This is a genomic window from Bowmanella dokdonensis (assembly GCF_017254865.1).
Lineage (GTDB): Bacteria > Pseudomonadota > Gammaproteobacteria > Enterobacterales > Alteromonadaceae > Bowmanella > Bowmanella dokdonensis.
In genome coordinates this window covers 264888-290025 of the sequence record NZ_JAFKCV010000001.1, presented here as the reverse complement: position 1 = coordinate 290025, position 25138 = coordinate 264888, and the positions used below count along the sequence as shown (strand labels likewise).

Below are 25138 nucleotides of genomic sequence, written 5' to 3'. Positions count from 1 at the left end.
CACAGAACAGATCGCGCAGAGGACACTGTGGCGGACACTTTTTAGCTTTCGTTGTCCGCAGCAGGCTCGTCATCGGCAGGTGCCGATACGCCTTTATCGGGCAGTATCACCTCAATATCATCCACCCGCTGCAGGCCCCTGGGCAGCTTGTGGCCACGTCGGCCGCGCTCACCGCGGAAGTGCGCCAGATCCTCGGCACTCAGGCTCATGCCACGTTTGCCGGCAAGGATCTTCACCTGTGCGCCCTCAGGCACCACGGTCAGCACTTTCACATACTCTTCCCTGGCCTGAGCCTTGGCGGAAGGAATGCTGATAATCTTGTTACCCTTGCCTTTGCCCAGTTCCGGCAGGTCCCTGAGGGGGAACATCAGCATCCGCCCTTCGGTGGACACGGCCAGACACCAGTCAGAATCGATGTGACGGACCGGCCGGGGCGGCAGCACCCTGGCACTCATGGGCAGGCTCAGATAGGCCTTGCCGGCTTTGTTCTTACTGACCATATCGGCAAATTTGCCGATAAAGCCGTAGCCGGCGTCCGAGGCCACCAGGTACTGGTCGCTGTCGCTGCCCATCAGCACATGTTCGAAGCTCTCCCCGCCGACAATATTAAAGCGCCCGGTCAGGGGTTCCCCCTGGCTACGGGCCGAAGGCAGGGTATGGGCGTCGCAGGCGAAGGTGCGTCCGGAGGTGTCGAGGAACACGGACGGCTGGTTGCTTCGGCCCTTGGCGGCGGCCAGGAACTTATCACCGGCCTTGTAGCTCAGGCCTTCAGCATCCACATCATGGCCCTTGGCGCAACGTGCCCAGCCTTTTTCTGACAGCACCACTGTGACGGACTCGGAAGGCACCAGTTGTTTTTCGGACAGGGCCTTGGCTTCCTGGCGCTCGATAAGGGGGGAGCGGCGATCGTCACCGTATTGCTCGGCGTCAGCCTGGATTTCTTTCTTGATCAGATTTTTCAGCTTGGTACTGGACCCCAGTATCCCCTGCAGCTTGTCACGCTCGGCGGCCAGTTCATCCTGTTCGCCGCGGATCTTCATTTCTTCGAGCTTGGCCAAATGCCGCAATTTCAGTTCCAGAATGGCTTCGGCCTGCTTGTCGGACAAGCCGAACCTTTGCATCAGCACAGGCTTGGGCTGATCTTCGGTACGGATAATGTGGATCACCTCGTCGATATTCAAAAAGGCGATCAGCAAGCCTTCCAGAATATGCAGACGGGCCAGCACCTTCTCCAGCCGGTACTGCAAGCGTCGGGTCACCGTATCGCGGCGAAATTCCAGCCACTCGGACAAAATCCCGGCCAAGTCCTTAACCTTGGGCCGGTTGTCCAGGCCAATCATATTCAGGTTGACCCGGTAGTTCTTCTCCAGATCAGTGGTGGCGAACAGGTGCTGCATCAGTTGCTCGGTATCCACCCTGTTGGAGCGCGGCGTAATGACCAGCCGGGTCGGGTTTTCATGGTCAGACTCGTCGCGCAGGTCGCTGACCATCGGCAGCTTCTTGGCCTGCATCTGGCCGGCAATCTGTTCCAGGATCTTAGCCCCGGACGCCTGATGCGGCAGGGCGGTAATAATGATCTCGCCACTGTCCTCCATATATACAGCCCGGGTCTTGATGGAACCACGGCCCGTCTCATAAATCTTCTGGATCTCGTCCCTGGGGGTAATAATCTCCGCCTCGGTGGGATAATCCGGTCCCCTGACGAACTGCATCAGTTCGGCCACGTCGGCCTTTTGATTGTCCAGCAGATGGACGCAGGCCTGGGCCAGTTCACGCAGGTTGTGGGGGGGAATATCGGTGGCCATGCCCACGGCGATACCGGTAACCCCGTTCATCAGGATATGCGGCAATCTGGCCGGCAGCACCTTGGGTTCTTTGAGGGTGCCGTCAAAGTTTGGTACCCAGTCAGCGGTGCCCTGCCCCAGTTCACTCAGCAACAGTTCGCTGTAGCGGGACAAACGGGCTTCAGTGTAACGCATGGCGGCGAAGGATTTGGGGTCGTCCGGCGCACCCCAGTTACCCTGTCCGTCCACCAGCGGATAACGGTACGAGAACGGCTGGGCCATCAGTACCATGGCTTCGTAACAAGCCGAATCACCATGGGGATGGAACTTACCCAGTACATCCCCCACTGTCCGGGCGGACTTCTTGTACTTGGCACTCGCGGTCAGGCCCAGGTCCGACATGGCATAGACTATACGACGTTGAACCGGTTTGAGGCCGTCTCCTATGTGCGGCAGGGCCCGGTCCATGATCACATACATGGAATAGTTGAGATAGGCGTCTTCGGTGAAGCGCCGCAGCGGAAGCTGTTCTATGCCGTCGGCGCTGATACTGATTTCATGGCTCATAGATAATGTTTAGCCCGTTGTTCTAATTGTTCGGGATACTGGGCACCGGCCTGGTTTGCCATCTTGCCTGGAAAAGCGGGCCTGACTAAAAAGGCCCTGGACGTCATGCGTCACTCGCCAGCAAAGGTTACCCGATAAATGGCGTCAGCGAAATCATCAGAGATCAGCAAACTGCCGTCCGGCAGGGTTAAAAAGGCCACCGGACGGCCATGGACCTGGTCGCCGTCCAGCCAGCCGGTGATAAAAGGTTCATAGTCCATTTTACCTTCCTTGTTCTGTGTAGCCATCATCACCCGGTAGCCGGACTTGTCGGAACGGTTCCAGGAACCGTGCTCTGCAACAAACAACCTGTTCTGATAGGTCCCTGGGAACTGGCTGCCGGTGTAAAAATGAATGCCCAGAGGTGCCACGTGGGCACGCAGGCGGATTTCCGGCTGCACATAATCCTTTGCCTGCTTGTCCATGCCAAACTCGGGATCGGCCACCAGGCCACCGTGGAAATAAGGGAAGCCGAAATGTTGTCCTTCCTCTGTGACCCGATTAATTTCACAGGGCGGCAGTTCCTCCCCCAGCCAGTCACGACCATTGTCGCTGAACCATAATTCATTGGTTTTCGGGTGCCAGTCAAAGCCCACCGAATTGCGCACCCCTTTGGCCACCCAACGCTTTTCACCGGTCTGCAGGTTGTATTTGAGAATACTGGCATAGACGGGATCGTCGAACTTCTCGCCGCCCAGAGTCTGGCAAATATTGCAGGGTACGCCCACCGGCACATAGAGCCAGCCGTCAGGGCCGAAGTCGATATATTTCCAGCCGTGGTGACGCTCGCTGGGCAGGTCGCCAATCACCACTTTGGCTTTGGGCGGATTGGCCAGGTTGTTCTCTATATCCTCATACATCAATACTTCGCTGATGGCCGCCACATAGAGATTTCCGTCCCGATAAGCCAGACCCGATGGCATGGTCAGACCGGAGGCGATTTCGATAACCTTGTCGGCCTTGTGGTCACCGTCGCTGTCTACTACCGCATGAACCAGCCCCGCTTCGCGACTGCCTACAAACAGGGTGCCCTTTTCACCCAAGGCCATCTGCCTGGCGTTCTTGACGCCGTCTGCATAGAGTTCAATTTTGAAGCCCTCCGGCAGGGTCAGCTTATCAAGCGGCAGGGCAGTGACGGTAAAACTGCCCAAGCAGGCCAGCACCATCGCCCCTTTAAGGGCGTATCTGATAATCATCCGGTTCTCCTTTTCCGGGCAATGCCCGGAGAATCTGAATAAAATATTCGGTTGTTGTGTTATTAAGGCAACTTAGCATTGGTATCCCCCCTCGGACAATGCTTAAATAGGGGGTCGCAAGCCCGGTTGAACGGATTCAGAGATAACATGCCAAGCGTCAAGCTGTTGCTATTCTGTCTGCTGCTATGCCTGAGCGGTCAAGCTTTTGGGCAGGCTGTGCTGCAGCTTATCGACAGTGAGAAAAGCCATGATCTGACCAGCCAGTTGCTGCTGCTCAGGGATCCTTCCTCCCGCCTGACCATTGAAGAGGTTCTGGATCGCCAGGATCAGTTCACCTGGCCCGACAGCCGCAATCCTAATCATGGATTTGGCTCCGCGGCCTTGTGGTTTCACACCAGCTTCAGCAATGTCAGCCAACGATCCGAATGGTTCATCGATATTGCCTACGCACAAAATGACCAGGTCGATCTCTATCTGGTGGCCAATGGCCGGTTAATTGCCCAGAGCCTTCAGGGCAAGGCTCGTCAGGACCAGAATTATCGTTTCCCCACCCTGGAGGCCTCGCTGCCGTATGCCACCCGGCTCGACCTGTACGTCCGGGTGCAAAGCGAAGGCGAAGCCAGGATAGTGCCGGTGACCCTGACCGCCAAGCCCTTGTTCGAACGTCTGCAAAGTGGTGAAAACCTGTTATGGGGCATTTTCTACGGAGGGTTGCTGGTCCTGGTATTGTATAGCCTCAGCCTGTTTGCCAGTGTCCGCGAAACCAGCCTGCTGACCTATTGCCTGTATATGGGTGCGGCGCTGGCATGGCAATTTGTCTGGGGCGGACATATACAGGTTTTCTGGCACTCTGCCACGGCCGACTGGCTTAGCCAGCACACCCATCTGCTGTTTATCCTGGTCCTGCTCGGAGCCGCTGTCTTTACGCTCACTTTCCTCAATGCCAGGCAGACCGCACCAAAGACAAGACGCCTGATCCACCTGATTGCCGGCGCCGGGGCGCTGCTGGGTGGACTCTCGCTCTTTGATGTTGTACCTCCGGTCTGGCAACGCGGCCTGGTCGATTTACTCAGCCTGCTGGCCATCGCCAGTTATCTGTACGCCGGCTACGAGAGCTACGCCCATCACTTCCGGCCGGCCCGTTATTTTATCTTCGCATGGAGTATCCTGCTGACTGTTGCGCTGGCCAGCCTGCTAAGCCGGGTCGGCCTGCTGCCGAACAATGTCATCACCAACTACTGCTTTCAGATCGGGTTGTTTCTTGAGGCGGGATTGTTCTCGCTGGCCCTGGTGGAAAAAATCCGCAGCCAGATGGCCCAGTCTGTGGAGATGGTGACCAATGATTTGCGCAACAATATGGAAATCATTGAAGAGCAAAACGCCAGGCTGGATATCGCCCGCAAACAGGCCATCCAGGCCAGCAAGATAAAGTCACAGTTCCTGGCCAATATGAGCCATGAAATCCGCACGCCGCTGAACGCCATTCTGGGCTTCAGCCAGGAGTTGGCCCACACCCCTCTGCCGGCCGAAAAGCAGGACCATGTGAAGATCATCAATGCGTCTGCTACCAATCTGCTCAATATCATCAATGATGTGTTGGATTTTTCCAAGATCGAAGCCGGTAAGCTTCAGATCAACAATGATCCTTTCTGCCCTACTGAATTGCTCGAAGAGCTGACCGGATTGATGGCCCGCTCGGCCCATGCCAAGGGGCTGGAATTTGTCTGTGATCTGAGCCCCCTGCCAAAAAAGCTGCTTGGCGATGCGGTGCGCATCCGCCAGGTGCTGACCAACCTGGTCGGCAACGCCATCAAGTTTACCCGCTTCGGCCATGTACGCCTGGCTGTGGAGGGGGAAGAAAAAGACAACGGCCTGTACGAACTGATCTTCTGTATTGAAGATACCGGCATCGGCATCAGCCAGGCCGACCGGCACAAGCTGTTTTCCGCCTTCTCGCAACTGGACGGGGCCATCAACCGTGAATATCAGGGCACCGGCCTGGGTTTGGCCATCTGCCAGGAGTTGGTCAAGTTGATGCGTGGCAACATTGAACTGCACAGTGAACCGGGGGCCGGCACCCGGTTTGTGGTGCGTCTGCGCGCCAATAAACTGAGCCATAAGATGTCGCTGTCGCCGCAAAGCCAGTGGCAGGACAAGGAAGTGTTGCTGTTTGACGGCTATCCCCCTTCCCGCAGGGCAGCCGCCACTATGCTCCACGCCCTGGGGGCGAGGGTTACCAGCGTCGACAGCTTCGGTTTCCTGGCCAGTCTGCACCAGAACTTCGATTATCTGTTTGTGTCCTCCCGCGATATCGGGAAGTCGGGCCTGGAGCATCATCTGGGCATACTGGAAGCCGTGCAGGCGCAGCAGAAAGTGCTGCTGAGTGCATCCCATCAGCCCCACCAGCAGGATATGATTGCCGCCATCTTCCAGCGCCGCATGGACAGGCCCCTGACGCCCAACAAACTGGACAGCCTGCTCAGCCAGCCGCTGATGCTGCAGGATGACAGTTTTGGCAAACGCCTCAATTCCCTGCCCCGGTCCCGGATACTGGCGGTGGATGACATGGAGATTAACCTGCGCCTGCTGGCCACCTGGTTGCGCGGCTCCCCGGTGGAGCTCTGCCTGAGCTTTAACGGTCAGGATGCGGCCACCCGATGCGAGAAAGAAGCCTTTGACCTGATTCTTATGGATGTGCAGATGCCGGGCATCGACGGCCTGGCGGCCAGCCGTATGATCCGCAAGACCCATCTGAACAAGGGGACGCCCATTATTGCCGTCACCGCGCACGCCTTCAGGGAAGAGAAAGAAAAGCTGCTCAACTCCGGCATGGACGACTACCTGCCCAAGCCGGTCAATTTTGACGATCTGATTAAGCTGCTTAAACAATGGTGTCAGCCGGCTTCAGAGGAAAGCCTGGACTGGTCACTGGCCATGCAGCAGGCCAATGACAATCCCCACCATGCCCGACAAATGCTCGATGCCTTTGTCCAGCAGTTACCGGCCATCGTTACCCAGATCAAGCAGGCGGCCCGTGAGCCGGATTTTGATACCCTTGAACAACTGGTGCACAAGCTACACGGGGCTTGCTGCTATACGGGAGTCCCCAGGCTCAGGGCCTTATGCCAGCAGATTGAGGAAAAGCTGAAGACGGGCGAGCATGAGGCGGCCCTGGCGCTGATGGACGATTTCAGGGCCGAGGCACTGAAAGTCGAAGAACAAGGGATGGAATTCCTGCAGGGGCAGAGTCGGGGCAACGGCTGACTTGTCCGGGTCGCTCGGCAGCCGGCCTTATTCATCAAGGGTTTGCCGGTCAACCCCATGGCCGTCCGCGGTCCGTTGCTGAACCGCCTGCTGCTGACAGGCCCTTAGCAGGTTAATAAATTCGCTTTCCGGCCTGTCCAGCTCCGAAGCATAGATGTACAAATCATAGCCCAGCGTCGCCCGCATCTTCTGCATACGATTGGCCAGCATGGCCCGGATCCCCGTGTAGATGCGATCGCCCAGTCTGAACCTGTCTTCTTCTATCAGACTCTCGCTGTAGCATTGCCCTGTCTGGCAGTTATCACGGCTGGCCTGCAGCAACAGGGGCCGCTGCTGCATCAGGATATTGCTGGCCAGGCGCACCGAGATGCTGTCCAGCAAAGGACCATAATCTTTAATGCGGATGCCCACCAGTTCCATCTCAATGTGGTCCAGACCGGATTGGACCCGCGGTATGTCAATGCGCTGAATATTGTCCCAGCCCAGTTGCCAACTGCCGTACCGGTGCCGGTACAGCAGTTGCCGGCGGGTGAGTTCCAGACTGAAGACCGGCTCCCTGACTTTAAACCAGCCGATGAGGATAGTAACCAGGGATGCACTGACCAGGAAAATCCCTGCCAGTCTGAGCCACTCCGGCATCCAGGCCAGCCAGGCAGATGACAACAACAGGCCGATGATGCCGAAAAAACAAAGTGAAAAACCATTGCGCTTGGCACCTGCCCGGATCTGGATCAGGTCCTGTGCCATCACAGCCACCACCATTGAAACAGCAGATACATGATCACCCCCCACAGGATGGCAGCGCGGAGGCGGCGACATTTAACACAATCTGTAGCCAGCCAACTGCGCCAGCCTCGAATATCCCTGGACATAAAACCTCTGCTTAAGCCGATACCGTTACCGGGCAAACGGTGCCAAACGGGGCGGCTGTGTTATACTCCGCGGATTTTCCGCAGGTGGGAAATCCAAACGGGCAACCCGGCGCGTACTCAGTCTTTGTATTGCGCTTTGCAGACGATTGCTTTTCGTCCGGCGAGGTAGTCTGACCACCCCTAGTTATGAGATAACCCGATGTCCGATGAACTGAAACACCATTACGAGCAAATCATCACACTACTGGGTGAAGATGTCACCCGCGGCGGCCTGCTGGACACCCCTAAACGGGCTGCCACTGCCATGCAGTTTCTCACCGACGGCTACACCAAGAACCTGGAAGAGGTGGTCAATAATGCCGTCTTTGAATCTGACATGGACGAGATGGTCATAGTTCAGGATATCGAGTTTTACTCATTGTGCGAGCACCATATGCTGCCCTTTATCGGCCGCTGTCATATCGCCTATTTGCCGGACGGCAAGGTGCTGGGCCTGTCCAAGTTCGCCCGCATCGTCGACATGTACGCCCGCCGCCTGCAAATTCAGGAAGGTCTGACCAAACAGATCGCCGAAGCAGTGCAGAGCGTGACCGGTGCCAAAGGCGTAGGGGTAGTCATGGAAGGTAAGCATATGTGCATGATGATGCGCGGCGTGCAGAAGCAGAACTCTTCCATGGTCACTTCCATGATGCTGGGCGGTTTCAGGAAATCCCAGGCCACACGCGACGAGTTTTTGCGCCTGATTGGCAAGTGATCCGCACCGACCCGGCACGTTAACTTTAAGGGCCGGGTCCGCTTTTCTGCTGGCGTCGATAGTAAGCAACCAGCGCATTGGCATGGCCATGGCCCAGCCCATGTTCATTTTTCAGGTGGGTGACCATTTCCATGTGCTTCAGCTCTTTCAACCCTTCTATAAGGTCAAGCCAGTGCTTGACGGGCAATCCGTACTTCTTCTCGATGGAAGGGAAATAGGAGGCAGGGCCCTGGACTTTGTTCTGTTCAGCCATATTTGTTCTCCACATTGATCCGGCTTACTTGATACCTGTTAGTCGAACAGAAACCCATCAAATAGACCGGTACAATAAAGTATTTTCGGTATCTGATTCTGCGCAGCCTAGAGCGTGTTTATCTTTCATATTGGTCTCTGTTGAGAGCTAAAAATCCCTCAATCAAGGCGCGAGTAACGCCGTTTAGCCATCTAAACAAGTTGGGAGCAACGCAGAGTGAGGAATTTTTAGCCTCACCCCTTTGGGCTGGGGCCATTTTTCCGTCCAGCGGCGTCATCAGTCGCTTATTTAGGCCCACTAAACCGCACTCCTTCTTCCTTGCTGGGCAAAAAAATGGCCTCCAGCAGAGTAACAATATGAAAGATAAACACGCCCTAAGGCCTGCCCTGGAAAATGTGGGATTGCTCCATAAAAACCTTCACATGGTGGCCAACCGGATTCAGATTTTGCTCAGACGTGAAAGGCATAGGCGATTAGCAGGGTAATCGCCATCCCAATGCCAAAGCACCCGAAGTGTATGGCGGCTGCTCCCAGGCTTTTGTGCAGTTTGATTTCCGGCACCAGGTCCGAGGCGGCGATATAAATAAAGGTGCCCGAGCCGAACAATACCAACCCCGATACCTCCAACTGCCGTGAAAGAAGATATGCCAGCAGTGCGCCGATAGGAAAGGTCAGCGCGCAGATGAAATTCCACAGCAAGGCCCGGCGGCGTTTGAAGCCTCCGTGTACCAGAATGCCAAAGTCCCCCAGCTCCTGGGGAACTTCATGAGCAGCGGCGGCGATCCAGGCGACAATCCCGGCCGATGGATTGATCAGAAAAGTGCTGGCGACACTCAGGCCGCCGACAAAATTGTGGATGGCGTCGCCGGTAAGTATCAGGTAGGTAACAGGCTGCCCTGCATCGCCCGGTGTCCTGTGAGTCTGATGCCACTGTAGAAACTGCTCCAGAGCGAGAAAGGTGGAAAATCCCGCCGCCACCCACACCGCGGCAGTCAAAGGTTCCAGGGCAGCACTGCCGTTGGGGATCATATGGAAGAGCGCGCCGCCCAGCAGGGTGCCTGCGGCCAATGCGATAAGGGGCAACAGCAGACGCTCCAGCGTCGCGGGTTTGAGCAGGGTGGTCACCCCACCCACCAAGGCAATGGCGCTCATAAGCAGTCCGCCTGCCAGGATCCAGCCCAGGGTATCCATTTACCCGGTCCCTGCCCTGCCGAGGCCAGGGTCGGTTAGCCTATCTTTGCTGTTTTTTCTCATCGAGGTAGGCGTCCGGTACGTCCAACCCCTGAGCGCGAAAAAAGGATAACTGGTCAAAATAGCCACGCTGGAACAGGATCTTGCCATCCCTGATATGAAAAAAACCACAGCCGCGCAACCCCAGGGGATCCGACCATTCCATAATGGCCCAGTCTCCTGCTTCATGGATCATCTCCACCTTGCAATGCATGGTCGCCCGGGCAAACTCCACCTCGAACAGTGACCGTATCGCTTCAATTCCGACAAGGGGATCTGTGACTACCTGATGGTTAACGGCATCCTCATGGTACAAAGCACAAAGCCCTTCAGTATCGGCCCGGTTAAAGCAGTCCACCCAACGCTCCACCACGGCTTTAGGTTTAATTTGCTGATTCATCTGCTTGTTCCATTCTGGTTAAAGGCTTTTTCTCAACTAACGTAAGAATAAGAAATAAACGAACAAAAACGTCAAACTGCCTCAAAAAGGAGGTATTGGCGTACAGGTTGGCAAGCCTCCTGCCCGGCCTAGAAAGTGCGGTTACTCATGATACTTACGTATAACTGCCACTTTGCCATTCTCCATTTCCAGAACTTCCATCATTGTCTGGGCATAGACAATAGGTTGGCTGTTCTGAGGATGTATACCCTTGACGTTGTTCCTATAGCGTATGGCAACGGCTGAATTATTAAAGGTAAATACGTCCAACAGTTCGGCACGATATTCGGTATGGGCCCCAAGATAATAGGTCATGCCCTTGCGCATTTGCTCCTTACCGTCGGGCTGGCGGGAATCGTCGGTAACATAGGGCAAATGGGTATGGCCGATATCGTCAGTGAGCAGGGCGAGGTAGTTTTCCAGCTCTTTTTCAGTGGCAGCCGGTGCCTGAGTGGCGATCATGGCAGCGAAATACTGCTGTGCAAAGTCGTGCAGATTAATCTCAATCTCTTCGCCCCATAAGGGACCGGCAGCCAGTAACGCCATAGTGAAGGCAAAGATCTTGTTCACAGCTCACATTCCTTTTACATGGACATACTGATTCAACCTATCCTCAGAGCCAAAACAAGTCAACATTCCTTTATTCATCATATGCTTATACTAATTAACCCAACTTGGACAGCAACTGGCGGACCTCGTCTGTCTCTATTGGCCGAACAAGACGAGACACTTCGTTACCATCGCGCAGCAGTATCAGGGTCGGCCAGAGTTTTACCTTAAAGGCGCGGCCCAGTCGTTTGCCCTTGCCGTCATATATCTTAATATGGCCCAGTCCCGGATATTCATTGATGGCTTCTTCCACCGCGGCTCTGGCCGCCCGGCAATGCCCCCACCAGGGCGTTCCGAACTCCAGTATCGCATCGCCCTGTATCTGGCTGATCTCTTCAAGGGTGAGGGCTTCTTCAGAATAGTCTGGGTTAAAACCTTGATGGTGTATGTTCATGCTGTTTTACTCCCTTAGGTGCACATAACCTGTGTTAAACAAAGCAGGTGGAAATTTTTGTATAGCAATGTCAGAGCTATAGCCTAAATATCTGAGCTGTTGCAACGTTTCAGCCGCCACCTGTTACAGCAGATGGTTTGACGGCAACCTCTTAATACAGATAGAGAAATGGTTGGGAGGCATCGTCGGGTTGGCCTTCACAGATCTTTTACAGCAAGCATGCCCTGGAAGAGCCTATAAAGGTAAAAGGCCAAAACGGCGATGCCTTCCCTCTTTTTAAGTTATTCACCACGAAGAAGGCCAAGAGTCCAAAGGGAATTGCTGGGGAATGGTCTGAGAGTCGGTGTAACGGCTTGCCTGACCACACCCTCGCTGCACATTTTCCTGGTGAAGCGCCTCGAACACTTTCAGCATCCCCTTAGTATTTATCAGAGCCCATCGCGATGAATTTTCGCTCCAAGTTACAGGGACACATCGACATGCTTTCGAGCAGGACGGCCAAAATATTTTTCAGGATAATCCTGGCTGGAAAACTCCCCGGATAAATTTGTGATGACAAAAGCAAAAGCTTACCGCAATTCTCTTGGCTGCCTGCGGATCTACCTGGCAGCGGCCAGCCATGCCCACCGGTTACAGCCATACAGATACTCCTGAGCAGGCTCTCCTTTAAAAATCACCTGCCGGGCTTGCCCTTGCTGTTTGAAACCAACCGATTCCAGCAATCTAATGGAAGCCAGGTTACGAACATCAGTCACAGCCCGGACAGTAAGATGTCCCCGGGTATCGAAAAGATACCCCAGCAGAGCATTCAGTCCCTCCCGGCCATACCCCCTGCCCTGATGGAGTGGGTCGATGGTAAAACCCACCTCCGCCATATCCGGGCCGACCAGACACAGCGCCAGATCGCCCAAAAGCTTGTCGGTATGCCTGTCGGCAATGGCTATCTGATACCAGATTCCTGCCAATCCAAACCCCTGCTCCTGCATGCCCTGATATAAGGCGAGGGCTTCAGCATAGGAAAAATTTGTCCAGCTCTGGTATCTGGCTACGTTGGGATTATCCCGGTAGGCGGTAAAAATTGTCAGGTCTTTGTCTTTAAAGGGTCTGAGCAGGCAACGCTGCGTTTCTAATTCCCTGAACATGGACGTCTCCTTTTGCACAATTTTGCAGCCGGCCTCTTGCCGGACTCATTCCATCAGCGCTTCCAGACCAGGCTTGGTCCGGTTCGGAACAAACTCGACAATCTCATAATCGGCTATCCCCTCGCGCTTGAAGGGGTCGAGATCCAGAATCTGTGTCAGACTGACCTGGTCGACCGATATAGCCAGAATGACCCCTCCGGTTCTTGGCACCCGGCGGCCGGAAGCAACAAACACCCCCGCCTGGTACTGGGCATCCAGAAAGTCGATATGCTCAGCCAGATGCCGCTCAACCTCCTCAATAGGACGCCGGTAAGTCAATACCACCACAAACATAGATGACCTCTTTATCAATAAGCCAGCCTGGGCAGAGCCCCATTTCCTCTTCATTGCCGTGACAACAGGTCTTCTGACGCACACGCAGACAAGGCCGTGTTGGTATCATGCGCCCAGTAAGGGCAAATGTTTCAGACTATGATACTGCAGGGCAAGTGAAATGCAGTGCCGCAGCGCTTGTTCGTTAACCGGCCCGTCAAGGGGTAACACTATCGCCCTGTTGCCCTGGTACTCAAACTCATAAGGGTACAACTCCCTGAAGGTGTCCACCAGGCAAGTCTGGCAGTGAAAAAAAATCTGGATAGCTCGGGGCCGTTTGGCTTTCCAGGCCAAGCGAATGGCAGTGCCACCTTTGACCCGATAACTGGCTTCACCCCATTTCAGCGATTCCTGCACCAGTCCCAGCGACCGGCCGGCCGCTTCCTGATAAATCAGTTCGCGCGCCCATAAAAGCCACCGGACTGCTGTTTGCGGGTAGGCTTCAAAGCTGGCTGAAATCTCAGGATTCATTGGAGTCTTCAGCAGCTTTGCCCGGTATGGCGGCCCTTGATTGCCAGGATCCTGCCGCTTTGATCGAAGGCTATTTCAATCTGATCGCCCCGTTTCAGATCCTGTTCAAACAGCTTCCGTTGCTGCATCTGGTCCACCAGCTCCCGGGTCAGCACCAGCAGTTGCTGCTCGCAGGTTTCAATCTGCCAGCCATCCTCCGTATTCATCAGCCTGGCGTAATTGCTGTGATGGGTACTGAGCAGTTCCCGGTTATCCATGTATCTGGCGTAGTTATCAGCCAGCTCGATCCGGGTCTGTTGCTTCATCTGGCTGATGGATGCCAGCAAAGAATTCTGTTCCTGATTAAGCCGATGCAGTTGGACCGTCTGTGCTTCTATGGTGGGTCTTTGCATCTGGTAGCGGTAGTCCCCCACAAAACGAAACAGCAACAGTACGGCTGCGCAAAGCGACAGACCCAGGGTCCAGTTCCAGACGTTGAACTGCAGTCTGGCCCCTGCCTTGCGATCCTCTGCCTTGGCCAGAATATAGTCCCGGCTTTGCCTCGGTGCGTTGGTCCGGTGCTTTCTGTGCCGGTAAAGGGAGGCGAAGGGATCCTTCTGGTCAGTCATGGTTAATCTCCAGCAGTTGTCTGAGCTGCTTTCTTGCATAGCGAATACGACTCTTGATGGTTTCCACCGGCTCACCCGTGATAGCGGCGATATCCTGCAGACCAAAACCTTCCTGTTGCAGTACAAAGGCCTCTCTTTGTAAAAAAGGCAGGGCGGCCAGAGCCTGATCGAAACGCCCTTGTATATCCGAATCCGTGAAATCCATCTGGGTGTCAGGCGTTTCCAGGTATTCTGACACTGGCTGTCGCTGCAGGCGGCGGAATTCATCCATCATCAGGTTACGGGCCAATGTAAACAGCCAGGCCCTGAACTGACCGTCGCTGCGGTACAGATGGCGTTTATCCATGACCCTGAGCCAGGCTTTCTGGCTGATATCTTTGGCCAGTTCCCTGTCTGTATGGCTGACCAGATAATGAAACAGGTCATCTGCGCAATTGTCGTATAGCCGGGTCAAAAGAGCGCTGTCGCCGCTTACCACATAGCGGCGCATCAGTTCCTCGTTGCCGATCTCCAGATTAAAGATCGATTTGATGACAATACTCAGGGTCATCTGCGTCCTTAACTGCTCAGATTAAAACTCAGCATTACCCTCTGGCCTGTTTGCCTGATGGCCCTGCCTTCCACTACTTTGGCCTTGTACTTCCATCTGAGCAAGGCTCTTCTGGCTTCACGGTCAAAAATCCTCGCCGGTTCGGCGTCCAACACCTGCACATTCTCCACCTGACCCAGCGCATTGATATCAAAAGATAATTTCACCCATCCCTCAATCCCATCGCGGGCCGCCTCCATGGGATATTTGGGCTCAATTCTGAGTACTGGTACCGCACTCGCATCGGAAGGGGCCAATACCGTCAGTTGGTCCATGCCCGGCCCACCGCCAGGAGTCACCGGGTGGTACTCGTTGCCGATACCAGGCCCGCTGTTTTCCTCAATGGGCTCCAGCTTATGCTGTTCGGGTGCGGTCATGACTTTTGGTGGCTCGGGCAGCGCTTTGCGGATAGGCTCTTCCAGCTCAGGCTCCTCCATAAACGGCTGGACGGGCACATAGGCTGTCGGCTCCACCCGCTGCGTTTCATCGATACGGGTCAGAGCGTCCATCAGCACAAAGAGCGCAAAGGTCACCATTGCGGCCATCGCAACAAAGACCAGTGCACGGCACACTACTGCCAAAGGACGGGGAGACACAGAGGGTTGCAGGGCTTGCATAATCACACTCCTTTTTATGGTGTTCATCCATACAACGCCTCGGAGCGGGCAACGGGGTTAAAAAATGTTAAGAAGTGAAGGTCTCAAATTGATTGGGCAGATAAGCCGCCAGTTCACCGGCCAGATCCACATATTGCTTCAGGGCGCGGGGCAGGGTCTCGGCAATGGCCGGCAACTGATGTTCCAGCTCAGGGTTGCCTCTTTCGACGGCCTGCTCAAGTGCCAAAGGGATATTGGCGAAGGTGCTGAACAGACGTAACAGGTGGCTCAGGTCTTTCGCTGCCTCTGGTGCCCGGTCAGGTTTCTGTCGCTGCATGGCCTGCCAGGCTTTTTGCCAGCGATCCTGCAGATGCTGATGGGCGAGCAGACAGCCGCTGAACCACTGGCTCATGGGCTCATCCAGGGTCAGGCCGCCGTGGTACCGGCAATTCGGTGGCAAGGCCAGTTGCTCGTCACGCATGGCCTGCAGTTGCAGCTTAAAACAGTCCATCAGCAACCCGGTCAGGCTGTCGGCCAGGTTCTGATCTATCCGATCCGGCTCAATCACCACCCAGCCCATCCAGATTTGCGGCGGCGGGATTTCCGGGGCCGCCGCCACCGCAAAGATGAGTCCCTGTATTTCGCAGGGCGCACGCAACAACTCGCAGTACTGGTCGCAAAGCGTCTGCAGATTATTGAGACAGGGCTCAGATTTGCCAGTCATGTTGCTCTCCCTTTGGCACAACTTCATGAATATGCCTGTGTTTGTCCAGCCGGTAGAGGCAGTCCACCCGTTGTGGCGCCTTGTTCAATTGCAGCTCGGTGAGCCGCTGATAGTAGAGCATAAAATGGGCGAGTTGGCTCTCGTCCATGCCCTGGCCACGGGTCTTCTTCAACTGCGATTCCTGCTGTGCCCGCCACTGGATCACCGTCGACCAATCGGGTGCTGCCAGCATCAGCAGACTGTCCAGTTGATCAAACAGCCGCTGGTATTCTCCGCCCAGGCACTGGTTTACGTAACGGCGCCAGGTACCGTCCATGTCCTCCCTGGCCTCCAGATCATTGACCGGGACGGCCAGTTGCTGTTCGCTCTGCGGGTCCGCCCCTAAACACCAGCCTTCCAGAATCAAGAGGTCGATAGGCCCTTCCAGCCATTGTGGCTCCAGGCTTCGATCGTCCGAGGCTTTGTCGAAACGCGGCAGGCTCAGGGCCTGACCGGCCCTGCAGCGACGGACCAGTTCCAGGCCCAGGGTCACGTCATGGGTGCCGGGGACTCCGCGTGTGGCCAGTAAAGGGTGAACTTCCCTGGCCAGCCACTGGCGGTGAACTTTGGGGTAGTACAGATCGTCCAGGGACAGTGTGGCCACCTGTAAGCCGTATTCCTGACCCAGAATAGCCTGCAGGCAGGCGGCCAGGGTGGACTTGCCACTGCCCTGTGCACCGTTCAGGCCAAGGATATAGGGCTTATCTCTTGCAGCCAGTTGGTTGGCCAGGGGCAACCAATGGTGGGAAAAATCTGCCAATGCCATCTGCCCCATTCTGAACCGCTGTGCCAGTTGGGTACATAGGGATTGCTGCAAGGGGGATCGGGAAGACATCAGGCCTCGGGGGACTATTGGGTTATAGCTATTAAAACAAAAATAGCTGCCAAGAGTAATAAGAGGGAAAAAGAATTCCCACCGTCATTTATCTTCCTTTGCGGTGATTTCGTCCCGGCCCCATTGACTCGGCGACAAAAAGAGATGTTATACTGTAACAAATAAAATTACTGGACCGGATCTCCATGCTGAAGTACTCCCCGCTGTTTATTGCCATGTTGCCAGGGCTGAGCCTGGCCGCCGACAAACCCACTCAGAAAGACGAACATGATGTGGAAAAGATGGTAGTCACCGCTTCTCCCATCAAGCGTACCGTGCTGGAGTCGGCCACACCGGTCAGTATTCTCAGCGGCGAAGCACTAGATCAGAACCAGTCGGCCACCCTGGGCGAAACCCTGAAAAATACGCCGGGAGTACATAGCTCGTATTTTGGACCTGTGTCCAGCAGCCCCATTATCCGAGGACTGGACGGTCCCCGGATCAAGGTGGTGCAGAACGGCCTGGATGCGTCTGACGCCTCCCGTGTAGGGCCGGATCATACGGTCTCCACCGAAGTCAGCACCGCCACGCAGATTGAAGTCCTTCGCGGCCCCGCCACCTTGCTTTATGGCAGCGGTGCCATCGGCGGCGTGGTCAACGTGGTGGATAACCGCCTGCCCCTGCAAGCTCAGGACGGCCTCAGCGGTGAAGTCATGGGCCTGTACGACTCTGTTTCCAATGAAAAAACCTTCTCCACTGATCTGAACGGCGGTGCTGGCAATTTTGCCTGGCACCTGGATGCCTTTGATCGCCGGACCGACAATTATGAGATCCCCGGCGCGGCCGAGCTTCACGGCGAAGAGGAGCAGGATGATGAGGAGCCCGAAGAAGAAGCTCATACCGGGGTGCTGGATAATTCTGCCATCGACGCCAACGGCTTTACCCTGGGTGGTGGCTGGCTGACCGAGGACTTCCGTCTGGCTATGTCCTACGGACGGCTGGAATCGGAATACGGGGTGCCTGGTCATGCCCATGGTCACGACGACCATGCGGAAGACGAAGATGAGCACGAAGAGGAAACGGCTGAAGAAGCAGTGTTCGCCCGGCTTAAGCAGGACAGATTCCAGGCGGTGGCCGATTGGATGAACCTGTCAGGGCCGTTCAGTGCGGTGCACTGGCATAACGGCTATACGGATTACCAGCACAGCGAAATCGAAGGGGGGGAAACAGGCACCACCTTCGAAAATCAGACCCTGGAATCCAGACTCTGGGCAGAACACAGGCCAGTGGCGGGCTGGCAGGGGGTAGTGGGCCTGCACTACAACAATATCAAATTTTCCGCTGTCGGCGAGGAAGCGTTCACCGCCCCCACTGACAGCGACAGCCTCGCCCTGTTTGTGCTGGAGGAAAAACGCAGCGGCGATCTGCTGTGGCAACTGGGCATGCGGCTGGAGCGGGTCAGCCATCAGCCTGACAACCTCTTTTATGAGGCCCTGGCCCATGAACACGAAGGAGAGGAAGGCGAAGAAGAAGGACCGGAGGATCATGAGGTCCACTTCGACGAACAGTCTTATACGGCGGTCAGCGCCTCCGCAGGTGTGGTCTGGACCCTGGATGAGCAACAGTCACTGGCCTTTAACTATGCCTTTTCAGAGCGCGCGCCCTCGGCAGCCGAGATTTTTGCCAACGGGCCCCATATCGGCACCGGCAGCTATGAAATCGGCGGCGGCTTTACCATCCACCAGCATGATGACGAATATGTACTTGAACAAGCCGAAAGCAAGATGGAAAAGGAGATCTCCAATAACCTGGATCTGACCTACCGCTATCATGCTGAGCAGTGGAGCGCCTCAGTTAGTCTGTTCTACAACCAGGTGGACAACTATGTCTTCCAGCAGGATACCGGATTGCTGATTGCCGATGGCCACCTGCACGGCGAAGAGGTGCATGGCGTAGACGATGAAGACGAACATGACCATGGCGAAGATCTGCCGGTCTTTTTGTTTCAGCAGCAGGACGCCGACCTGTATGGCTTTGAGGTGGAAATGGACTGGCATTTCCACGACAACTGGCGTCTGGATGCCTTTGCCGATTATACCCGTGCAGAGCTTGCCGATGGCAGCAATGTGCCCAGAATCCCGCCATTCCGCCTGGGCACTTCACTGCATTTCGAGTTGGATAACTGGCACGCAGAGGCCGGCGTGACCCGCTACGCCAGCCAGGACAAGATTGCCCGCTTTGAAACCGAAACTGACGGTTATACCCTGGTGTCAGCCAGTATCAATTATTACCTGCCCACTGAAATCGCTGACCTGACCTTCTTCGTCAAGGGTGACAACCTCACCGACGAAGATGCCAGGGTACATTCGTCGTTCCTCAAAGACGTGGCGCCCCTGCCGGGCCGCTCCATTAAACTGGGTATCAAAGGCAATTTCTAACCTGGTCCTGGCAGAAGCGCAAGCCCGGCTTCTGTTGTTCCTCCCAACCTGTTGGGGGTGAAGGTATTCACCCCCATTCACAGCACAAAGCGGCCACAGTATTGGTTGCCGTTCCCTCCCCTATCGGTTATTTTTTGAATCAAACAACAATAAGAATACTGTTTAAGGTACTTCTTTGTGCTTAAAACGATCGGCATAGATGAGCTGGAACCCGGTATGTACGTGGATTCCATTGCCCGGCAAACCGGCAAGATAAAAATCCGCAGCCAGGGACGCGTCTCCTCGCAAACCATGATCCACAAGCTCAAAGAGCAGGGGATCCTCGCGCTGGTCATTGATGCCGGTAAACAGCTGCCTGCCGAGCCAATCCCTGTGGAACACTACTCGTCTGAACCGGCCAGCGTTTCCCGGCTGTCGGGCAAAAGAGTCTCCTTTGACGCAGAGATAGAGCGGGCCAAGGCCTTGTATGCACAAGGTAAGGCACTGCAGAAAAAACTGTTTAACGGCGTTAAACGGGGTCTGCCACTGGATCTGGCCATTCCGGCAGAATTCAGCAATAAGCTGGTGGAATCCCTCGACAGGCATCCCGACGCCCTGCTGTGCCTGACCCGTATCCGACAGAAAGACAGCTATCTGCTTGAGCACTCGCTGAACGTATCCATACTGCTGGCCCATTTCGCAAAACAACTGGGACTGCCCTCCCATCAGGTATCCGAGCTGACGCTGGCCGGATTCCTGCACGATATCGGCAAGATCCAGATCGCCGATGCGATACTGCACAAACCCGGCAGGCTGACGGATGAGGAAATGCAGATTATGCGCGGTCATGTCAGCGAGGGTGTACAGGCCCTGGAAATGACCGGACTGCCGGGGGATCTTATCCGCACCGTCGCCGAACACCATGAAAGACTGGATGGTGGGGGCTATCCCAAAGGGGTGGGCAGTGAAGATATCAGTCTGTATGGTCGCATGGTGGCCATTGTCGATACCTATGACGCCATTACCGCCGACCGCTGCTACAAAGCGGGCCAACCCGCCCAGACCGCACACAAGATCCTGTTAAAAGCGTCGCCGCGAGAGTATGACCAGGTGTTGGTGCAGAAATTTATACGCTGCATGGGCATCTATCCCGTTGGCAGCCTGGTCAGGTTATCCAATAGTCAGGTAGCCATGGTTTGTGAACAATGCGAAGACAACCCACTCAAACCAAGAGTGAAAGTTTTCTTTTCACTCAAGGCCAACCATTACCTTCCGCCCAGGGACATCGCCCTGTCAGAGTCAGACAACAGCCTGAAAATAGACCAGGCGGTCACCGCCGGTGAGCTTGGCCTGGACTTCAATCGCTTTTTCGACCAGGCCATCGCTGTCTGACCGCCTCCCGAAGGAGCCGGCGTTGTCAATGGCTCAGCTCTAACGGCACGCTTAATTCAGCGCTGAACAGGGCATCCCCCCGCATAAACGCCTGGATCGTCGTGGTAACCTCAGGCGAGGCCATAAACAGATTGTGGCCGGCATTGTGTACTGTCACCTCGACCCTGTTGGCCAGCCCCTTCACTGCCTCTCGCTGACTGTCGAGGTAGGTGCGACCGTCGAGGGTGCCGCTCAGGATCAGCGCCGGAACCCGGCTGACTGGTTCTTGCCTGAAGCCCTGGCCCAGGTCCAGTTCCGGTGCGACCCCGTCCAGAAACAGGGTGGGATTGAGGTAGGCTCCCAGCAAAGCGGCCGCTGCCTGTTGATAGACCAATGCCTTTCTGTCCGGGTCGATGCCGGACGCCACATCCATCAATACCCCCATGGGTGCAAAGGTGATTTTCTCTCCTGCCGTGTAAAAGCGGCTCAGTATCTGGGCAACGGGCTCGGTGACGTCGGCATCCAGCGCCTGATAAAGCTGTAACAGTTGCCATGCCCGTCCCGGATCAGAGATCATGGCCGACGCCAGGCGTTGCATATCCTTGCGCTGCAACAAAAAATCGACTGTGCCGCCTTGTTGGTCAGTCAGCGTCAGCCCTACCGGCTTGGCCAGTAACTTGTCATGCACCCTTCTTATCAGGCCGGACGCATCGGGCATTTGCTGTTTAAGCTCATCCCGTGTGTTGATGGCCTGCTGCAGCCGGACAAAATAGGCGTCGGTTCGCGCAGGCATTTTGATGGTCTGGGTCAGGCCTTCGATACTCGACAGCACCAGTCTGTCGATACGATCCTCCATTGTCTGCAGGGCCGCCAGGGCCAGATGACTGCCGTAGGAAGTGCCCCACAAGACCAGCTTGTCGGCGTTAAGATGCTCGCGCAGATCATCCAGATCGGCCACGCTCTGGACAGTGTTGTATCCCCGCACATCCACACCCTGTTTTGCCCAGAACCCCAGGCAGTCGGCGAAGGCCTGGCGGTAAAGGCGGGCGAACTCGGCATCGGAATAGGCCTGTGTGGCGGGAAAGGAAAGGTTCGACTCACAATCCGGCAGGATATTGCTCTGTCCTGTGCCGCGCTGATCCAGGGCAATCACGTCACCAAACTCTCGCATGGCCATGAACAGGGGAAAGCGCCGCCACTTTGCGGTATCGATACCGCTGCCGCCCGGCCCACCGGCCAGATAGACGATGGGCGGCCCCGGATTTTCACCGGTAGCGGCAAACCGCACATAGCGCAGAGGGATCTTGCGGCTTTTTGGATCCAGCCGGTTTTCCGCTACCCATAGTTCACCCTCAAAGGCCCCGACGCTGTCGCCGGACTGTGACTCAAAAATAATGGGCTGTTCAGCGGCAACAGAGACTGTGTATAACAACCCCATGAAGAACATCAATGTAGGTAACAATATATTCACTCCAGTTAATTCTATCCGGATTAACCTAAAGGGATTAACGGCCCTGTGCCGCTTAATTTCTGCAAACGGCAGGGATCATTCTGCGTTCGGCGGGCAAACTGCCTGTATTTGTCCAGTCGCCGTCATACAATATCCATCCATTGATTAACGCCAGGGGCATATCTTGAGACTGCTGTGGTTATTGCTGCTTTTTTTACCCGGCCTGCAGGCGGCCCCGTCATCGCTTGCCGGGGCACAAGTGCGGGTGTGTCCCGCGCAAAGTCTGCAGCCGCCGGACTTTTCCCAACCAAATTGCAGCACAGAGCCGGCCTGGCGACTTAACCCACATCGGCGTTCACTTTGGATACAGGGCCAGTTGGCCGTGCCAACAGAGCTCTGGCGAAAAGACGAACCTATAGGTCTGTTTGTCTCAGGGAAAATGGCCAGCCGGGTTTACCTCAATGGAGCCCTGCTCGGGGAAAACGGCAGGCCAGGCCTTTCCTCCGATGAGGAAACAGCCGGGCAGATGGATGTGGTATTTCATGTTCCCAGGACCCGGCTGCGGGCCGGTGAGAATGACCTGGTCCTGCTGATTTCCGGACATCACAGCCTGCTGGAGCTGGTCGCCCCCATCCACGCAATCAATTTCGCCCCCTACCGGCAACCCACCGACTACCTGATGAGCCAGTACTGGCAGTCCTATGCCGTGCTGGGAGCCCTGGTGCTGGCATGCATCTATCTGGGGGCGCTGGCATGGCGTAGTGCCCCTTCCATGGCGATCTGGACGCTGGCGCTGATGACACTGTTCAGCGCTGCACAGCTCCTGTTTGAGGTCTGGCGGGCCACCGAGCCCTATTCGTATCCCTTTCATGACATCAGGCTGCTGCTGATCCTGGCCTGCTCAGTCGGCTTTGCCCTGGCTCTGTTGTCCCACCTGCTTGACAGGTTTTCGGGCCGCCAACGATGGAAAACCTGGCTGGGCTGTTCTCTTCTGATACTGGGAGGCGGACTGACCCGGACGGGCTTCGACAGTAAAAGCAGCATGAGCATTCTGATCGCGTGCGGGTTAGGAGCCGGTCTGTGCGCCTACTGGCGCTGGCGGGGCAACCGCCAGGCCACCTTGCCGGCTCTGGTGCTGACAGGCTATATCCTTGCCCTGGTCTTTTCACCATCCCGTTTTCTCGATGCCTGGTTCTACTTTCTCAATGCGGCCTTCCTGTTGTTTTTCGCTTCGGTACAGGCGGCCAGTTTCGCCATTGAGCAGCGTCTGCGGCAGCGGGAGCAGCAAAGGGCTGAGCGCCTGCAACTGGCCCTGGACCGGCTGGCCCAGGACCAGTCCCCACAGAGCCTCTCCATCAGCAGCGCCGGCCAGCTGCATACGCTGGATACCCGGGAGCTGGAATACTGCAAAAGCGACCGGGATTATGTGGAATTTGTCCCTATACAAGGTAAGCCCATGCTGGACTCAAACACCAGTCTGGGCCAGTTGGAAGCAGCACTGCCCTCAACCTTTTTGCGAGTGCACCGTTCCTTTATCGTCAACACCAGCCAGATACGAGCGCTGGAGCGGGATACCAACGGCACGGGCCGGCTGATTCTGGCCTCAGGCCGGCATGTGCCGGTAAGCCGTCGTATTATGCCCAGCGTCAGGAAGGTGCTGGCCTGACGCCAGAGCACAAGACTTGATTGGTAGTCGTTGTGGCTGCAAACTCAGACTTAACCGGATGCCACTTTGCCATACCATGCACAGTAACCTGACCCGACGCACCTTCATAAAAACCCTCTCTGCAGGGGCCCTGGCAGCCGGGCTTGGCGGCTGCAGCCAATCAGGGGACCGGGGACTGCACTTTACCAGTCTCCACGAGGCGCTGGCTGAACTGAACAGGCTGACCCAGGCTGCCTCCCTGTCCAGCCTGACGGAATGGAGCTGGCCTGAGACCCTGATGCACTGCACCCAGAGTATCGAGTTTTCCCTCAGTGGGTTTCCGCAGGAGAAATCAGCCCTGTTCCAGCAGACCTTGGGTGCTGCTGCTTTTAATATTTTTTCGCTGGCCGGACGTATGCAGCACAATCTTGCCGAACCTATTCCAGGTGCCCCGGCACTGGATGCCGGGCTGACTGCCGGGGCAGCAGAGCATCAGTTGCGTCAGGCCATACCCCGCTTTGAAACCCATCAGGGCCCTCTGCAGCCTCATTTTGCCTACGGCCGGTTGAATAAAGCCGACTATGAGCGGGCCCACGCCATGCATCTGGCCGACCATTTTTCTGCTTTTGTCACAAATATTGACCCCAACTCCTGACGAAAATAACCGCACAATTGGTCAGCCACACCAACACTTGGTACAAGTGGCCAGGCAGTCAACCATCCAAAAATAATTAATTAATTAAAATCATAGGGTTAGCTGTTGGCCAGGAATTTGCTGATGCAGGTAATTGTCGCTCAATAAGGAAAATACAATGAAAAACATTAAGTTCGCCTGTTTTGTCCCGCTTCTGGCCAGTGCCACCTTACTTTCCGGCTGTATCATTCATGTGGACGGCCAGGGCCGCAATGGTGATGTCAGTGGCGTATTCGGCAGTATCGAACTGGATGAGGGCAGCCAGGCAAATAACCTGTCCACCGTTAACGGCGGCATTGAGATAGACAGCCGCAGCAAGGTTCGGCATGTCAGTACCGTCAATGGCGGGATTGAGCTGGGGGATGAAGTCAGCCTGGCCAGTGCAGAGACGGTCAACGGCGGTATCGAGGCGGGAACTCAGCTCCGGGTTGAGGAAGATCTCAGTACTGTTAACGGCGAAGTATTGCTGGGCAAGGGCGCCGATGTTGGCGGCAGCATCAGCACGGTTAACGGCGACATCAGCCTTGATGACAGCCGGGTAGGCCGCAATCTTGAAACCCAGACAGGGGATATCCGTCTCAGCGGCAATACTCTGGTCGAAGGCGATATTGTCTTTACTGCCCGCCGGGACAACAGTTTCTTCAAGTGGGGATCTGATGAAACACCTGAGCTGCACATCACTGCATCCGCCTCTGTGGGTGGACAGATCATCCTGCAACGCCCGGTCAATCTTCACTTTGAGAATGCCGCTCTGCACGACAAGGTAGTCAGACGCTTCAGCCGCGAATAATAGCGGGCGGGGCTT

General features: G+C 55.8%; 24 protein-coding genes. 7 read left to right on the top strand and 17 right to left on the bottom strand.

Features of this window, described 5'->3' with window-relative positions; translation table 11 throughout:
* Nucleotides 1–41: 41 nt before the first annotated feature.
* Complete coding sequence (gene parC / locus J0A66_RS01385) at nucleotides 42–2351, bottom strand: DNA topoisomerase IV subunit A (protein ID WP_206571970.1); 2310 nt, start codon at nucleotides 2349–2351, stop codon at nucleotides 42–44.
* 110 nt (nucleotides 2352–2461) lie between these two features.
* Nucleotides 2462–3586: a PQQ-dependent sugar dehydrogenase gene (locus J0A66_RS01380; protein ID WP_206571969.1), complete on the bottom strand. Its 1125-nt coding sequence runs from the start codon at nucleotides 3584–3586 to the stop codon at nucleotides 2462–2464.
* Between the two features lie 147 nt (nucleotides 3587–3733).
* Here J0A66_RS01380 and J0A66_RS01375 point away from each other — a divergent pair, with 147 nt between their 5' ends.
* Nucleotides 3734–6850, top strand: a complete 3117-nt coding sequence (locus J0A66_RS01375; protein ID WP_206571968.1) for a hybrid sensor histidine kinase/response regulator — start codon at nucleotides 3734–3736, stop codon at nucleotides 6848–6850.
* A 27-nt stretch (nucleotides 6851–6877) separates the two neighbouring features.
* Here the strand turns inward: J0A66_RS01375 and J0A66_RS01370 are convergent, their stop codons facing one another.
* Nucleotides 6878–7597 carry a DUF2982 domain-containing protein gene (locus tag J0A66_RS01370; protein WP_206571967.1) on the bottom strand — a complete coding sequence of 240 codons (720 nt, stop codon included), beginning with the start codon at nucleotides 7595–7597 and terminating at the stop codon, nucleotides 6878–6880.
* A gap of 324 nt (nucleotides 7598–7921) precedes the next feature.
* Between J0A66_RS01370 and folE the strand changes: the two genes are divergently transcribed.
* Nucleotides 7922–8476: a GTP cyclohydrolase I FolE gene (gene folE, locus J0A66_RS01365; protein ID WP_206571966.1), complete on the top strand. Its 555-nt coding sequence runs from the start codon at nucleotides 7922–7924 to the stop codon at nucleotides 8474–8476.
* Between the two features lie 25 nt (nucleotides 8477–8501).
* Here folE and J0A66_RS01360 read toward each other — a convergent pair whose 3' ends face one another.
* From J0A66_RS01360 to J0A66_RS01300, 13 genes are all read right to left on the bottom strand, one after another.
* Complete coding sequence (locus tag J0A66_RS01360; RefSeq protein WP_206571965.1) at nucleotides 8502–8729, bottom strand: DUF4287 domain-containing protein; 228 nt, start codon at nucleotides 8727–8729, stop codon at nucleotides 8502–8504.
* A gap of 450 nt (nucleotides 8730–9179) precedes the next feature.
* Complete coding sequence (locus J0A66_RS01355; protein WP_206571964.1) at nucleotides 9180–9920, bottom strand: ZIP family metal transporter; 741 nt, start codon at nucleotides 9918–9920, stop codon at nucleotides 9180–9182.
* A gap of 40 nt (nucleotides 9921–9960) precedes the next feature.
* On the bottom strand, nucleotides 9961–10359 hold the full coding sequence (locus J0A66_RS01350) for a nuclear transport factor 2 family protein (RefSeq protein ID WP_241263943.1): 399 nt from the start codon (nucleotides 10357–10359) through the stop codon (nucleotides 9961–9963).
* A 141-nt stretch (nucleotides 10360–10500) separates the two neighbouring features.
* Nucleotides 10501–10944: a nuclear transport factor 2 family protein gene (locus J0A66_RS01345; protein ID WP_206572326.1), complete on the bottom strand. Its 444-nt coding sequence runs from the start codon at nucleotides 10942–10944 to the stop codon at nucleotides 10501–10503.
* A 118-nt stretch (nucleotides 10945–11062) separates the two neighbouring features.
* A complete protein-coding gene (locus tag J0A66_RS01340) occupies nucleotides 11063–11401 on the bottom strand; it encodes a thioredoxin family protein (protein ID WP_206571963.1) in 339 nt (112 codons plus the stop codon).
* A gap of 599 nt (nucleotides 11402–12000) precedes the next feature.
* Nucleotides 12001–12543 (bottom strand): GNAT family N-acetyltransferase, encoded by a 543-nt coding sequence (locus J0A66_RS01335; protein WP_206571962.1) that lies wholly within the window; start codon nucleotides 12541–12543, stop codon nucleotides 12001–12003.
* 45 nt (nucleotides 12544–12588) lie between these two features.
* Entirely contained in the window at nucleotides 12589–12876 is a 288-nt protein-coding gene (locus tag J0A66_RS01330) for a YciI family protein (protein ID WP_206571961.1), read from the bottom strand.
* A gap of 105 nt (nucleotides 12877–12981) precedes the next feature.
* Complete coding sequence (locus tag J0A66_RS01325; protein ID WP_206571960.1) at nucleotides 12982–13386, bottom strand: DUF1801 domain-containing protein; 405 nt, start codon at nucleotides 13384–13386, stop codon at nucleotides 12982–12984.
* An 8-nt stretch (nucleotides 13387–13394) separates the two neighbouring features.
* On the bottom strand, nucleotides 13395–13994 hold the full coding sequence (locus tag J0A66_RS01320) for a hypothetical protein (protein ID WP_206571959.1): 600 nt from the start codon (nucleotides 13992–13994) through the stop codon (nucleotides 13395–13397).
* Nucleotides 13987–14544: an RNA polymerase sigma factor gene (locus tag J0A66_RS01315; RefSeq protein ID WP_241263942.1), complete on the bottom strand. Its 558-nt coding sequence runs from the start codon at nucleotides 14542–14544 to the stop codon at nucleotides 13987–13989. The genes J0A66_RS01320 and J0A66_RS01315 overlap by 8 nt, the downstream gene beginning before the upstream one ends.
* An 8-nt stretch (nucleotides 14545–14552) precedes the next feature.
* Nucleotides 14553–15200 carry an energy transducer TonB gene (locus J0A66_RS01310; RefSeq protein WP_241263941.1) on the bottom strand — a complete coding sequence of 216 codons (648 nt, stop codon included), beginning with the start codon at nucleotides 15198–15200 and terminating at the stop codon, nucleotides 14553–14555.
* Between the two features lie 67 nt (nucleotides 15201–15267).
* Entirely contained in the window at nucleotides 15268–15903 is a 636-nt protein-coding gene (locus tag J0A66_RS01305) for a UPF0149 family protein (protein WP_206571958.1), read from the bottom strand.
* A complete protein-coding gene (locus J0A66_RS01300) occupies nucleotides 15887–16777 on the bottom strand; it encodes a kinase (RefSeq protein WP_206571957.1) in 891 nt (296 codons plus the stop codon). The genes J0A66_RS01305 and J0A66_RS01300 overlap by 17 nt, the downstream gene beginning before the upstream one ends.
* A gap of 185 nt (nucleotides 16778–16962) precedes the next feature.
* Here J0A66_RS01300 and J0A66_RS01295 point away from each other — a divergent pair, with 185 nt between their 5' ends.
* Both J0A66_RS01295 and J0A66_RS01290 read left to right on the top strand, forming a co-directional pair.
* Nucleotides 16963–19194: a TonB-dependent receptor gene (locus J0A66_RS01295; RefSeq protein ID WP_206571956.1), complete on the top strand. Its 2232-nt coding sequence runs from the start codon at nucleotides 16963–16965 to the stop codon at nucleotides 19192–19194.
* Nucleotides 19195–19371: 177 nt separating this feature from the next.
* On the top strand, nucleotides 19372–20565 hold the full coding sequence (locus J0A66_RS01290; protein WP_206571955.1) for an HD domain-containing phosphohydrolase: 1194 nt from the start codon (nucleotides 19372–19374) through the stop codon (nucleotides 20563–20565).
* A 25-nt stretch (nucleotides 20566–20590) separates the two neighbouring features.
* Here J0A66_RS01290 and J0A66_RS01285 read toward each other — a convergent pair whose 3' ends face one another.
* Nucleotides 20591–22006 carry an alpha/beta hydrolase gene (locus J0A66_RS01285; protein WP_241263940.1) on the bottom strand — a complete coding sequence of 472 codons (1416 nt, stop codon included), beginning with the start codon at nucleotides 22004–22006 and terminating at the stop codon, nucleotides 20591–20593.
* Nucleotides 22007–22178: 172 nt separating this feature from the next.
* Here J0A66_RS01285 and J0A66_RS01280 point away from each other — a divergent pair, with 172 nt between their 5' ends.
* The 3 genes from J0A66_RS01280 (at nucleotide 22179) to J0A66_RS01270 (ending at nucleotide 25123) form a co-directional block, all read left to right on the top strand.
* Complete coding sequence (locus tag J0A66_RS01280) at nucleotides 22179–23660, top strand: LytR/AlgR family response regulator transcription factor (protein WP_206571954.1); 1482 nt, start codon at nucleotides 22179–22181, stop codon at nucleotides 23658–23660.
* A gap of 16 nt (nucleotides 23661–23676) precedes the next feature.
* Nucleotides 23677–24294, top strand: a complete 618-nt coding sequence (locus tag J0A66_RS01275) for a DUF1569 domain-containing protein (RefSeq protein WP_206571953.1) — start codon at nucleotides 23677–23679, stop codon at nucleotides 24292–24294.
* A 157-nt stretch (nucleotides 24295–24451) separates the two neighbouring features.
* Entirely contained in the window at nucleotides 24452–25123 is a 672-nt protein-coding gene (locus tag J0A66_RS01270; RefSeq protein ID WP_206571952.1) for a DUF4097 family beta strand repeat-containing protein, read from the top strand.
* Nucleotides 25124–25138: the final 15 nt, after the last annotated feature.